Annotated in this window: 12 protein-coding genes; 5 read left to right on the forward strand and 7 right to left on the reverse strand. The window is 73.5% G+C overall.

The annotated features are described in order from the left end of the window. Positions 1–69 precede the first annotated feature (69 nt). Positions 70–975, forward strand: a complete 906-nt coding sequence (locus BLS43_RS06850; protein ID WP_093078387.1) for a LysR family transcriptional regulator — start codon at positions 70–72, stop codon at positions 973–975. Here BLS43_RS06850 and BLS43_RS06855 read toward each other — a convergent pair. Together BLS43_RS06855 and uvrB are read right to left on the reverse strand one after the other, a co-directional pair. Then, a complete protein-coding gene (locus BLS43_RS06855) occupies positions 942–2,165 on the reverse strand; it encodes a glycosyltransferase 87 family protein (protein ID WP_245707336.1) in 1,224 nt (407 codons plus the stop codon). The genes BLS43_RS06850 and BLS43_RS06855 overlap by 34 nt on opposite strands. A gap of 148 nt (positions 2,166–2,313) precedes the next feature. Further along, positions 2,314–4,503 (reverse strand): excinuclease ABC subunit UvrB, encoded by a 2,190-nt coding sequence (uvrB, locus tag BLS43_RS06860; protein WP_093078390.1) that lies wholly within the window; start codon positions 4,501–4,503, stop codon positions 2,314–2,316. Positions 4,504–4,552: 49 nt separating this feature from the next. Between uvrB and BLS43_RS06865 the strand changes: the two genes are divergently transcribed. Continuing rightward, a complete protein-coding gene (locus BLS43_RS06865; RefSeq protein ID WP_176921202.1) occupies positions 4,553–5,077 on the forward strand; it encodes a ribonuclease FAU-1 family protein in 525 nt (174 codons plus the stop codon). Positions 5,078–5,089: 12 nt separating this feature from the next. On the opposite strand, the gene BLS43_RS06870 is transcribed toward BLS43_RS06865, so the two are convergent. From BLS43_RS06870 to rpsA, 5 genes are all read right to left on the reverse strand, one after another. Continuing rightward, entirely contained in the window at positions 5,090–5,719 is a 630-nt protein-coding gene (locus tag BLS43_RS06870; RefSeq protein ID WP_093078395.1) for a hypothetical protein, read from the reverse strand. Further along, positions 5,716–6,426 (reverse strand): RNA polymerase sigma factor, encoded by a 711-nt coding sequence (locus BLS43_RS06875; RefSeq protein WP_176921203.1) that lies wholly within the window; start codon positions 6,424–6,426, stop codon positions 5,716–5,718. Before BLS43_RS06875 ends, BLS43_RS06870 begins: the two co-directional genes overlap by 4 nt. A gap of 102 nt (positions 6,427–6,528) precedes the next feature. Then, positions 6,529–7,725, reverse strand: a complete 1,197-nt coding sequence (gene coaE / locus BLS43_RS06880; protein ID WP_093078401.1) for a dephospho-CoA kinase — start codon at positions 7,723–7,725, stop codon at positions 6,529–6,531. A 175-nt stretch (positions 7,726–7,900) separates the two neighbouring features. Further along, complete coding sequence (locus BLS43_RS06885) at positions 7,901–8,581, reverse strand: hypothetical protein (RefSeq protein ID WP_143029958.1); 681 nt, start codon at positions 8,579–8,581, stop codon at positions 7,901–7,903. Positions 8,582–8,741: 160 nt separating this feature from the next. Beyond that, positions 8,742–10,226, reverse strand: coding sequence for a 30S ribosomal protein S1 (gene rpsA / locus BLS43_RS06890; protein ID WP_093078407.1), 1,485 nt, complete (start codon positions 10,224–10,226; stop codon positions 8,742–8,744). A 240-nt stretch (positions 10,227–10,466) separates the two neighbouring features. Between rpsA and BLS43_RS06895 the strand changes: the two genes are divergently transcribed. The 3 genes from BLS43_RS06895 to BLS43_RS06905 all read left to right on the forward strand — a co-directional run bounded on the left by BLS43_RS06895 (position 10,467) and on the right by BLS43_RS06905 (position 12,972). Further along, the gene (locus BLS43_RS06895; RefSeq protein ID WP_218129728.1) at positions 10,467–11,303 is read left to right on the forward strand and encodes a class I SAM-dependent methyltransferase; all 837 of its coding nucleotides are present in this window, start codon (positions 10,467–10,469) and stop codon (positions 11,301–11,303) included. A gap of 58 nt (positions 11,304–11,361) precedes the next feature. Next, complete coding sequence (locus tag BLS43_RS06900) at positions 11,362–12,393, forward strand: DNA glycosylase AlkZ-like family protein (protein WP_093078413.1); 1,032 nt, start codon at positions 11,362–11,364, stop codon at positions 12,391–12,393. A gap of 159 nt (positions 12,394–12,552) precedes the next feature. Further along, the gene (locus BLS43_RS06905; RefSeq protein ID WP_245707337.1) at positions 12,553–12,972 is read left to right on the forward strand and encodes a PaaI family thioesterase; all 420 of its coding nucleotides are present in this window, start codon (positions 12,553–12,555) and stop codon (positions 12,970–12,972) included. Positions 12,973–13,041 lie beyond the last annotated feature (69 nt).

A 13,041-nucleotide genomic window follows, 5' to 3' on the forward strand; every position in this document is an offset into this window, starting at 1 on the left:
CTCGATGCTCCGTCGCCCGGATCCGGAAGACCAGCGATATGTTCTTACTGCACCTTGTAGCCTGCCTACATGGATGTCCAGCGGCTCCGCATCCTGCGCGAGCTCGCCGACCGGGGCTCGGTGACCGCGGTCGCCGCGGCCCTGGCCTACACGCCGTCGGCGATCTCGCAGCAGCTCAAGGCCCTCACCGCCGAGGTCGGCATGCCGCTCACCGAGCCCGCGGGCCGCGGGCTGCGGCTCACCGACGCCGGGCAGGTGCTCGTCGCCGAGGCCGAGCACGTCCTCGCGGCGCTCGCGCGAGCGGACGCGGCCGTCGAACGACTGCGCACCCGGCCGCACGGGCTGGTCCGGATGGCGCTGTTCCCCTCCGGAGCCCGGATGATGCTCGCCGGGCTGCTGCGCCGGATCGCGGGGTCGGGCGTCGACCTGCAGGTGCGGGACGTCGACATGACCCCGGCCCAGGTGACCGGGCTCGCGGGGGACTACGACCTCGTCGTCACCCACCGGGACGAGCACCGCGAGCCCCTGGTGAGCTCCCGGCACCGGGTCGTCCCGCTGGTCCGCGAACCCCTGGACGTGGTGCTCCCGCCCGGACACCCGCTCGCCGCGCGGCGCAGGCTCCGGTTGGCCGATCTGGCCGACGAGCCCTGGATCAGCGTGAACGTCGGCTGGCCGGTCGACGACGTGCTCGGCTCGCTGACCACCCTCACCGGCGCCCGCCCGCGGGTGGTGCAGCGGATCAACGACTTCGCGGTGACCGAGGAGCTGGTCGCGGCGGGTGTTGGGGTGGCGCTGCTCCCTCGCTGGTCGACCGACGACCGCGGCGGGCGCCGCTTCGCCCGCCGCCCGCTCGCCGGCGTCCGGGCCGCCCGGATGGTCGAGGTCGTGATGCGGGAGAGCGTCGCCGAGCGGCCGGCCGTGCGGCTGGTCGTGGAGGCGCTTCAGTCCGCGACCGCGGAGGCGACGGCCCGGTAGTGCCGGAAGCCCGCCACCAGGAGCGCGATCGCGATGATCACGTAGGTGGCCCCCGCCAGGTGCTGCAGCGGGTTCCAGGTCAGCTCGACCTCGTTGTTGCCCGGCAGCCACCGGAACGGCGCCACGGTGAACGCGACGGCGAGCACCGCCGTGACCGCGGCCCACCCCCGCGACGCCGCGCGGACGGCGTGCGCCCCCACCGCGATGAGGGCGGGCGCGATCCAGACCCAGTGGTGCGACCAGGACGTCGGCGAGACGAGCAGCATGAACGCCGCCGTGGCGGACATCGCGACCGCCGGATCGGCCCGCCGGATCGTCGGCACCGCCAGCACCAGCAGCGCGACGGTCGCGACCAGCCAGATCCCGGTCAGCAGCGGCCCGTGCACCCCCCACCGCGCGACGACCGCCTGCACCGTCTCGTTGGTGTAGAACACCGAGCCGCTGACCCCGGACGCCGGGCCCCCGAACCAGTAGGTCGCGGACGCCTGCCAGTCGACGAGGAAGCCGAGCGCGGTGGCCAGCACCCCGGTCACCGCCGCGACGACCGCCGCCCGGACGTCTCGGCGCAGCAGGAAGAACAGCACGAACGCCGCCGGGGTCAGCTTGATCGCCGCCGCGATCCCGACGAGCATCCCGCGCGGCCACGGCGCCCACCGCGAGGGCCGCGGCGCCAGCACGTCCACCGCGACCAACGCCATCAGGATGAGGTTGACCTGCCCGAACTCGATGGTCTCCAGGACGGGTTCGATCCACAGGAGCAGCGGCAGCGCCAGCGTGGCGACCGACAGCGCTCCCCCGCGCCCGCCCGCGGGCCAGGCGCGCAGCGCGGTGACATAGAGCGTGACGCCGAGCGAGGCCAGCGACAGCACGAACAGCGAGACCCACGCGACCGTCCACGGCACCAGCGCGAACGGGGCCAGCACGATCGCCGCGAAGATCGGGTAGATGAACGGCAGGCCCAGCCCCGAGATGGTGGGCGGCAGCGGACCGTAGGGGTCGCCGCCCGCGAGCCAGGTCTGCACGCCGAGCCGGTACACCTCGAGATCGATGTGATAGCCGTGCGTGTGCACCAGCATCAACGTGACCGACACGGCGAGCAGCGGCAGCCCGACCAGCACCGGCCCCCGCGACCCGGCCAGCCACGCCCGGGCCCGCCCGACGGCGGGTGGGCGGGTGCTCGACACGGTCACGCAGCGGCCCTCCTGTTCACCGCCGGCACGCAGCGGACCGGCGGGTTCACACGGTACCGAGCCCGCACTCCGCGCCACCGCCGCCCTCCCCGGCCGCCGCGGGCGGGCCGGGCGCCCCCTGGTGCGGTGACCGCGAACGTTCACCGCGCTAGCGGATGCCCGCGGCGTCCATCCCCCGCAGCTCCTTCTTCAGGTCCTGGATCTCGTCCCGCAGCCGGGCCGCCAGCTCGAACTGCAGGTCCCGCGCCGCGGCGAGCATCTGGTCGCTCATGGACTGGATCAGGTCGGCCAGCTCCGCCCGCGGCATCGTCGACGTGTCGCGGCCCGCCGCGACCCCCGAGCTCGCGCGCCCAGGCTCGCCCGCGGCCCGCTTGCCCCGCGACTGGTTGCGGCCCGAGCCGCCCACCGGGACCTCCTCGGTGTCCGCGGCCTCCTTGTAGACCTGGTCGAGGATGTCCGCGATCTTCTTGCGCAGCGGCTGCGGGTCGAGGCCCTTCTCGGTGTTGTACGCGATCTGCTTGGCCCGGCGCCGGTCCGTCTCGTCGATGGCGTGCTGCATGGACTCGGTGATCTTGTCCGCGTACATGTGCACCTGGCCGGACACGTTCCGGGCGGCGCGGCCGATCGTCTGGATCAGTGACGTGCCCGAGCGCAGGAACCCCTCCTTGTCCGCGTCCAGGATCGCGACGAGCGACACCTCGGGGAGGTCGAGACCCTCGCGGAGCAGGTTGATGCCGACCAGCACGTCGTACTCGCCGAGGCGCAGCTGCCGCAGCAGCTCGACGCGGCGCAGCGTGTCCACCTCCGAGTGCAGGTACCGCACCCGGATGCCCAGCTCGAGCAGGTAGTCGGTGAGATCCTCGGCCATCTTCTTGGTGAGCGTGGTGACCAGGACCCGCTCGTCGCGCTCCGCACGCTCGCGGATCTCGCCCACCAGGTCGTCGATCTGGCCCTTCGTCGGCTTCACGACGATCTCCGGGTCCACCAGCCCCGTCGGCCGGATGACCTGCTCCACGAACTCGCCGCCCGTGCGGGAGAGCTCGTAGGGCCCCGGCGTGGCGGACAGGTACACCGTCTGCCCGATCCGGTCGGCGAACTCCTCCCACGTCAGCGGCCGGTTGTCCACCGCCGACGGCAGCCGGAAGCCGAACTCCACGAGGTTCCGCTTCCGGGACATGTCGCCCTCGTACATCCCGCCGATCTGCGGGACGGTCACGTGCGACTCGTCGATGACCAGCAGGAAGTCGTCCGGGAAGTAGTCGATCAGGGTGGCGGGCGCCGTGCCCGGGCCGCGCCCGTCGATGTGGCGCGAGTAGTTCTCGATGCCCGAGCAGAACCCGACCTGCCGGATCATCTCCAGGTCGTACTGGGTGCGCATGCGCAGCCGCTGGGCCTCCAGGAGCTTGCCCTGGTTCTCCAGCTCCGCGAGCCGCTCCTCGAGCTCCGCCTCGATGCTGCGGACGGCCTTCTCCATCCGGTCGGGTCCCGCCACGTAGTGCGTGGCCGGGAAGATCCGCAGCTCGTCCACCTGCTTGATCACGTCTCCCGTGAGCGGGTGCAGGTAGTACAGCGACTCGATCTCGTCCCCGAAGAACTCGATCCGGATCGCCAGCTCCTCGTACGCCGGGATGATCTCCACCGTGTCGCCGCGGACCCGGAACGTGCCACGGGCGAACGCCACGTCGTTCCGCGTGTACTGGATGTCCACCAGCAGCCGCAGGAACGCGTCCCGGTCCAGCTCGACGCCCGTCTCCAGCTTCACCGAGCGGTCGAGGTAGGACTGCGGGGTGCCCAGGCCGTAGATGCAGGACACCGACGCGACCACCACGACGTCCCTGCGCGACAACAGGTTCTGGGTGGCCGAGTGCCGCAGCCGCTCCACGTCGTCGTTGATCGACGAGTCCTTCTCGATGTACGTGTCCGTCTGCGCGATGTACGCCTCGGGCTGGTAGTAGTCGTAGTACGAGACGAAGTACTCGACCGCGTTGTTCGGGAGCATGTCCCGCAGCTCGTTCGCCAGCTGCGCCGCGAGGGTCTTGTTCGGCGCCATGACCAGCGTGGGGCGCTGGACCCGCTCGATGAGCCAGGCCGTGGTCGCCGACTTGCCGGTACCGGTGGCGCCGAGGAGCACCACGTCCTGCTCGCCCGCCCTCAGCCGCTTCTCGAGCTCCTCGATCGCCGCGGGCTGGTCACCTGCGGGCTCGTAGTCGCTGACGACCTCGAAGCGCCCACCCGCCCGCTCGATCTCGCCGACGGGGCGGTACTCCGAGTGCGCCAACGGCACATCGGCCTCCCCGCCCTCGCGGGCGCTGCCGGGAACCTCCGTCGCGAATGCCATACATCCAGAGTACGAGCCGGCCCCGACAGTTTCCGGCAGGATCGGCTCCATGCATCCGCCGAAGATCCAGACGTACGACGTCGGGGCCGGGGTGAACGTCGACAACAAGGGTGTCCGGCGCACGGTGCGGGAGTACCGGCGCACCTCGTTCGGCCTCTACATGAGCCGCGAGGTCGTGGGCCGCGCCTCGGCGAGCTGGATCGAGTCGTGGCTGCTGCCCGAGCTCGGGATCGTCGTCAGCGACTGGACCTGGAACCCCGGCCACGAGCGCGACCAGGACTTCTACCTCGACATCGCCCGCGTGGAGCCGGGCGAACCGACGTGGCGGACGACCGACCTCTACCTGGACGTCGTGGTCCGGACCGGCCAGTGGAGCGAGCTGCTCGACGCGGACGAGTTCGTCGCGGCCGTGGCCACCGGGCTGCTCGACCCGGCCACCGGCGAGTGGGCGCTGCACCGGGCCACCGAGGTCGTCACGGCGCTCGCCGCGCACGGCAACGACCTCGACGCCTGGCTGGACACCCGCGGGATCACCCTGACCTGGGAGGGACACGGCGCCGCCCGGGCCGGGTGACCTGCGGAGACCTCAGACGCGGCCGGCGAACCGCGCGGTCTCCGCGCCCGGCTCCGCGGGCGCGCTGGTCGTGGTGGTTCCGGAGGCGGTGGCCGTCGTCGTGGCCGTCGTCGTGGTCGTCGTGGTGGTCGTCGGTGGCGGCGGGTCCGGCTCGCCCTCCGGCAGCGGGGTCGTGGTCGTCACCGGCGGCGGGACGACGACCGGGGGCGGCGGCTGCACGACGGGCGGCGGCGCGGGGGCCACCGTGGTCGGCTTCGGGCGCGGGGTGGTCGTCCGCGGCACGACCCTGCGCTGGGTCGTGGTGGGCGGGGCCTCCTCGACGACCGGGGCGGGCGGCGGCACCACGACCGGCGGCGCCTCGGTGGTGGTGACGACCGGGGGCGGAGTGGTGGTGGCGGGGACCACGTCCGCGACCGGGGAGGCCACGGTCGGGGCGTTCTGCGCCGCGGCGGTCCCGACAGCCGTGACGCCGCCCAGCGCACCGACGGTCAGCACCGCGGCCGCGGCCGCACCGCTCGCCCGGTTCACCGCGCCCGCCCTGCGGAGCACGTCGTCCACCGCGGGCAGGGTGACCCCCGCGGCCAGCTCGTCGTCGAGACGGCGCAGCTCGTCGGCTCCGCGTCCCGGCAGCGGGTGGGTCACCGGTCCTCCTCCTCGTGAACCGAGGCGACCGAGACGGGCTCGGCGTCCTCGGGTGCGGGCGGGGGCACGTACACGGGCCCCAGCTCGACGACAGCATGCTCGATCCGGGTGCCCACCCGGTTGAGGCGCGCCTGGACGGTCCCGATCGAGACCCCCTCCAGCACGGCGACCTCGGTCACGGTCAGCCCGGCCATGTGCACCAGCACGGCGACGCGTCGCTCGTCGATCGGCAGGTCGGCGAGCGCGCCGAGCACCGCGACCGTGCGCGGGTCGAGGCCCTCCTGGCGCGGCACCCGTCCCGACCGCAGGCCCAGCTTGGCGGCGAGCCGACGCAGCGGGTTGCGCGAGGCGCGGACGGCGACCCGCCGGACCCAGGCCTCGGCATCTCCCTCGCGGACCTCCGACCAGCGGCGCCAGGCCCGCGAGTAGGCGTCCTGCACCAGGTCGTGGGCCGCCCCGGAGTCCAGCGTGATCGCGAACAGCTGGCCGACCAGCCGCGGGTAGTGCGCCTCGAAGTGGGCGCCGAAGTCGGTGCGGAGGCTGCCCCCCAGCGGGGACTCGCTCAGGTCCCGTTCGACGACCGAGTCGTCCGACCGGGCCTCGGCCGACGGGTCCGCCTCGGGTCGCTCGGCGTCCGGCCGGTCCGCGTCGCCTCGGGCGGCGTCGGGTCCTGCGGACTCGACGTCTTCCACGTCCGTGCTGCTCACCCGACCCCCGCTCACCGCTCGTGATGGTCCCGTCCGGGCTATCGGAGGGAACAGGTCACCCGTTACAGCGACCCCCTCGGCGACAACCGTCCGTTCAGCGTATTACTGGGGACTCCATCCGGTGGACTCGGCCCAGGCTTCGGCGCGGGGCAGGGCGGCGTCGAACCAGGGCTCCTTGCGTGCGACGTAGCGGGCGGCGTCCGGATCACCCGCGAACTCCGCCGCGGCCGCCTTCTTGACCTGCAGGTACTCGGCGCGGGCCGGTGCGTCCGCACGCAGCCAGTCACGGAACAGCAGCGCGAACCGCCAGGCCGGGGACCCGTGCTCGCGGACGTGCAGGTGCACCCGCTGGCCGGGGTCCGCCCCGGCCAGGTACCGCTTGCGCCACCGCTCGGGGTCCGGGTCGGTGGGCTTCGGGCTGTCCCGGGTGATGTCCGGGACCAGGATCAGGCCCGCCGCCGCGAGCGGCTCGACGACCTCGTCCAGGTCCGCCAGGGACCGCACGGCCAGCTGGACGTCGGTGATGTCCTTGGCCGGGAGCCCCGGCACCGCGGTGGACCCGATGTGGGCCACCCCCCGGCCGACCGCGCCCGCGGCCCACGCGACCCGCGCGACGATCCGCTCCCCGCGCGCCGCCCAGCCCGGGTCGGGGTCGACGAGCGTCGGCGCCCCGCCGCGGACCGGGCACCGCAGCCGGATGTTCTCCTCGAACGGCACCAGCCGCTCCGCCCAGAGCCGGTCGACGCGCTCCAGCAGCTCCTCGGTGCCGCCGTCGTTGGGCAGCAGGACGTCCGCGGCGGCGCGGCGCTGGGCGTCGGTCGCCTGCTTGCCGATCCGGGCCCGGGCGTCCGCCTCGTCGAGGCCGCGGGACTCCACCAGCCGCCGCACCCGGATCTCCTCGTCGGTGTCGACGACCACGACCAGCGCGAACCGGGACTGGGTGCCCTGCTCGACCATCAATGCGGCGTCGTAGACCACGACCGCCTCGGGGCCCGCGGCGGCGACCAGCTCGGCGGTCCGCCGGGCGATGAGCGGGTGGGTGATCCCGTTGAGCACCGCCAGCTGCGCGTCGTCGGAGAAGACGATCGAGGCCACGGCGGCCCGGTCCATGGCCCCGTCGGGGCGGATCACGCGGGGCCCGAAGGCCTCCGCGATCTGCGCCAGGCCCGGACTGCCGGCGGCCACGACCTCCCGCCCGAGCTCGTCGGCGTCGATGAGGACGGCCCCCGACTCGACCAGCCGGCGCGACACCGTCGACTTCCCCGCGCCGATCCCACCCGTCAGCCCGATCTGCAGCACGCCGCCGAGCCTAGTGCCGCCCCCGACGCTTGGGCGTCCCAAGCGTCACTCAGCGGCGCTTGGGCGTCCCACGGGTCAGCACCTACCCCAACCCGCCGACGCTTGGGCGTCCCAAGCATCACTCAGCGGCGCTTGGGCGTCCCACGCGTCAGCACACCTCACCGGCGCGGCGAGATCATCCCGCCGCCGCCATCGGGGCCGTGTCGGTCGGCGGCGGCGCGGGCGGGTCGGGGTGCGTCGGCTGGCTCGCCCCGTCCGCGGGCAGCACGCGCAGCGCGAGGTCGACGAGCCGGTCCACCGGCGGCCCCGGGGCGCGGGCGGAGGTCGGCAGCACGAACGTCAGGGTGTCGACGCCGTAGACCACCGCCAGCACGGTCTCGGCCCGCCGCTCGATGGCCACGGCGCGGGCGGTGCCGAGGGCGAGATCGCGGGACTGCCCGTCGGAGCGCTCCGCGTTGGTGTTCAGCTGCCACTGCCGGGCCGCCGCGTCGGCGTCGGCGTAGCGGCCGAGGTTCATGTCCAGCAACGTGTTCCCGCCGCCGCGACCGCTGGCGGTGTAGCGGCAGCCGACACGCTCGGTCCGCTTCACCGTCGGCTCGGCGAGCCCCTTGATCGTCCGCATCGCCGTGGAGCCGACGGGGCGGGCGAAGATCGCGCCGAGGTCGTCGGGACTCAGGAAGGTGGCGCAGTCCTCGGGGAGCCCGATCCGCGGGGCCGCGGCACCCGCGGCGGCCGATTCGGCGGCCGAGAAGGTCGGCAGCGGGGTCGTCTCCTGGGGGTTCCCGCGGGCGCACCCGGTGAGCAGCACCGCCGTCAGGGTCACCGCCATCGCCGACACCACAGCCCCCCACCGCATGCCGTCCACGGTAGGCCGCGACACATGATCGACACACGCGCCGCGCCCGGTCGGTCACGGAACGCAGCACGATCGTGATCGGGGCGACACTGGGCCGCGAACGACGAACGGCCCCGAGTCCCTCGGGACTCGGGGCCGTTCGGCCGATCATGCGATCAGATCACGCACCGCCGGAGAGCTTCTCCCGCAGGGCCGCGAGCTGCTCGTCGCTGGCGAGCGAGCCGCCGGACTGGGCGGGCTGCCCGGCCTCCGCGCCGCCACCGGACGAGTAGTTGGTGCCGGTCGCACCCTCGACCGCAGCCTCCGCGTCGGCCTCGGCGGCCTTGCGGATCTGGGTGATGTGCTGCTCGTAGCGCTCCTGCGCCTCGGCGTACTCCTTCTCCCAGGCCGCACGGGCCTCGTCGAAGCCTTCCTTCCACTCGCCGGTCTCGACGTCGAAGCCCTCGGGGTAGATGTAGTTCCCCTGGTCGTCGTACTCCGCCGCCATGCCGTAGCGGGTGGGGTCGAACTCGGTGTCGACCGTCATGCCCTCGTTGGCCTGCTTGAGCGACAGCGAGATGCGGCGCCGGTCCAGGTCGATGTCGATGACCTTGACCATGGCGTCGTCGCCCACCTGGACGACCTGCTCCGGGATCTCGACGTGGCGCTCGGCCAGCTCGGAGATGTGCACCAGGCCCTCGATGCCCTCCTCGACGCGCACGAACGCGCCGAACGGGACGAGCTTGGTGACCTTGCCCGGGACGATCTGGCCGATCGCGTGGGTCCGGGCGTACAGGCGCCACGGGTCCTCCTGCGTCGCCTTCAGCGACAGGGAGACACGCTCGCGGTCCAGGTCGACGTCGAGCACCTCGACGGTGACCTCCTGGCCCACCTCGACGACCTCGGACGGGTGGTCGATGTGCTTCCAGGACAGCTCGGAGACGTGCACCAGACCGTCGACGCCACCCAGGTCCACGAAGGCACCGAAGTTGACGACGGAGGACACGACGCCCTTGCGGACCTGGCCGCGGGCGAGCTGGTTGAGGAACTCGCTGCGGACCTCGGACTGGGTCTGCTCGAGCCAGGCGCGCCGGGACAGGACCACGTTGTTGCGGTTCTTGTCCAGCTCGATGATCTTCGCCTCGATCTTGCGGCCGACGTACGGCTGCAGGTCGCGGACGCGACGCATCTCGACCAGCGACGCCGGGAGGAAGCCCCGGAGCCCGATGTCCAGGATGAGGCCGCCCTTGACGACCTCGATGACGGTGCCCTCGACGGGCTCGTCCGCCTCCTTGAGGGCCTCGATCGTGCCCCAGGCGCGCTCGTACTGGGCGCGCTTCTTGGACAGGATCAGCCGGCCCTCCTTGTCCTCCTTCTGGAGGACGAGGGCCTCGACGAACTCGCCGACCTCGACGACCTCTGCGGGGTCGACGTCGTGCTTGATCGACAGCTCCCGCGAGGGGATGACGCCCTCGGTCTTGTAGCCGATGTCGAGCAGGACCTCGTCGCGGTCGACCTTGACGATGGTGCCCTCGACGATGTCGCCATCGTTGAAGTACTTGATCGTCTGGTCGATGGCGGCGAGGAAGTCCTCCTCCGACCCGATGTCGTTGATGGCGACCTGCGGGGTCGTGCTGGTCGGGGCGGCGGTGGTGTCGGTGGACATGTAGTGGGGTGCTCCGGTGGAAGTCTTCGTAGTGGCCGCATCGGGCGGCCGGTCGGGTGGGTGTAGCCGTGACTGGACCGTGTAACAGTCACCTTCGTTCGTCGATTCCCGTGGAAAGTACCCGTGACGCCCGCCCGGGGGCGAAGCGCACACGTTGACCACGGGTACCCGCCATGCTACGCGTGACCCGATCAGCGGGGCAATGCGGGCCCCCCGGTCCGAACTGGGACGATCCAGTCCGTGAGCGACACCCCGAAGATCAGCGCCGAGCAGGTTCTCGGGACGGCCGCGGTGGCCCGACGCGCCGTCGGTCCGGCGGAGTCCGAGCGGGCGAGTCGCGCCTGGTGGGACGCCGACGCGGCCGACTATCTCGCCGAGCACGGCCGGGACATCGGCGAGGCCGACTTCGTGTGGTGCCCGGAGGGCCTGCGCGAGGCGGACGTCCGGCTGCTGGGAGACGTCGAGGGCCGGGCCGTCCTCGAGGTCGGCTGCGGGTCGGCGCCCTGCGCGCGCTGGCTCGCCGCCCAGGGCGCCCGTCCCGTCGCCCTCGACCTCTCGCGCGGGATGCTGGCCGCCGCCGCGGACCTGAACCGCGCCACCGGGATCGAGGTCCCGCTCGTCCAGGCGGGCGCCGAGCGCCTCCCGTTCGCCGACGCCTCGTTCGACCTGGCCTGCTCCGCCTTCGGCGCGGTCCCCTTCGTGGCCGAGCCGGTGCAGGTCATGCGCGAGGTCCGCCGCGTCCTGCGGCCCGGCGGGCGCTGGGTGTTCGCCGTGAACCACCCGATGCGGTGGATGTTCTCCGACGACCCCGGCCCCGACGGCCTGACCGTCACCCAGTCCTACTTCGACCGCACGCCGTACGTCGAGGTGGACGAGGCGGGCCGGGCCACCTACGTCGAGCACCACCGGACGCTGGGCGACCGGGTCAGGGACGTCGTGGCCGCGGGCCTCGTCCTGGACGACCTGGTCGAACCGGAGTGGCCCGAGGGCCGCGACCGCGTCTGGGGCCAGTGGTCGCCCCTGCGCGGCGCACTCTTCCCCGGCACCGCGATCTTCGTGACCCACAGGCCCCTGTGAGCGGCGATCGTCGCCAGGGCGACGATCGCCGCTCACGAGCTCGGGGCAGGATGAGCCCATGCGCGTCACGTGGCGGCAGGTCACCCGGTGGCGGGCGGTGCGGCGGCTCCTCACCGCGCCGGAAACCGACCCGGTCGCGGTGTCGCGCAGGCTCTGCGGACTGCACGCTCAGATCGCGTCGAGCCCCGCGGCGATCGCGGGGGTCCGCGGGGCGAGCGGGGTCGGCGAGGCAGTGGGCGACGGGCGGCTCGTCCGGACCTGGGCGATGCGCGGGACCCTGCACCTGATGCCCGCCGACGAGCTCGGCCTGTGGACCGCGGCCCTGGCGGACAAGGAGTCCCGCCGCCGGTTCCCGCCGTCGTTCGCCCGGGCGCACGGCGTCGACGGCGAGACCCTGCACGCGATCACGGCGTCCATCGGGCGGGTCCTCGGCACCGAGCCGCTGACCAGGGCCGTGCTCGCCGAGCGGGTGATCGCGGACCTCGGCAGGCCGGAGCTCGCCGAGCCGCTCACCTCGAGCTGGGGCTCGGTGTTCAAACCCGCTGCCGCGCGCGGCCTCCTGGTCTCCGGGCCGGACGGCACCTTCGTCTCCCCCGGCCCCCTCGACCGCCCCGACACCGACACCGCGAACCAGGAGATCCTCCTGCGCTTCCTGCGCGCCCACGGCCCCGCGGACGCCGACGACGTCGGCCGGTGGTGGGGCGAGCGCGCCACCCCGGCGAAGCGCCGGCTACGGCGGGCACCCGTCGAGCCCGTGGACGTCGAGGGATGGCGGGCGTGGGTCGCCGCCGAGGACGCGGACGAGCTCGCCGCCACGCCGTCGGACGGCGAGCACCCCGGCGACGGCCCCTTCCTGCTGCCCGCCTTCGACCCGTGGGTGATCGCGCCGATCAGCCACCGCCGCCGCGCGGTCCCCGAGGTCCGCGCGACCGAGGTCAGCCGCACGGCGGGCTGGATCTCGCCCGTCCTCGTTCTCGACGGCCGGGTGGCCGGGGTCTGGGAGCCCGACGGCGACACCGCCGTCGTCCGCCCGTTCGGCCCGGTGCCCCGTTCCCGGGTCGAGGCCCTGCGCGCGGTCCGCTGGGGCTAGGCCGAGACTCTCGACCCGCCACCACCGCTCCCGGCGCCACGGCGTCGCCGGACCACCCGGACACGCCCGGTGGAGGCCGGCCCGGCTGCCTTGCCGGCGGCGGCGTGGATCACCGGGCCCGGCGGCGCCGGATCCGGAGACACGGCCTAGGTTCCCCACGTGCCGATCGATCCCTCCGAGCTCAGCTCGTCGACCCGTGACCTGCCTGCAGGCCAGCTGAACGAGCGGATGGGGATCGAGATCCTCTCCGCCACGCTGGAGGAGGTCCGCGGCCGGATGCCGGTGGCGGGCAACCTCCAGCCCTACGGCCTGCTGCACGGCGGGGCCAGCGGCGTCCTCGCCGAGACCCTCGGCTCCACCCTGGCCGCGCTGCACGCCCTGCCCGAGCGCTTCCCGGTCGGCCTCGAGCTGGCGTGCACGCACCATCGCGCGGTCACCGAGGGCTGGGTGACGGGCGTGGCCCGCCCCCTGCACGTGGGCCGCAGCACGAGCACCCACGAGATCGTCCTGACCGACGACCGGGGCAGGCGCACCTGCACGGCCAAGCTCACCTGCCTGCACCGCGACACCAGCCCCTGATCCCACTCCCCCACAGGGCGAACGGCGCGTGCGCTCACGGGGTGTGAGCGCACGCGCCGTTCGCCGGGT

Origin of the sequence: Pseudonocardia oroxyli (assembly GCF_900102195.1) — a bacterium.
Taxonomy (GTDB): domain Bacteria; phylum Actinomycetota; class Actinomycetes; order Mycobacteriales; family Pseudonocardiaceae; genus Pseudonocardia; species Pseudonocardia oroxyli.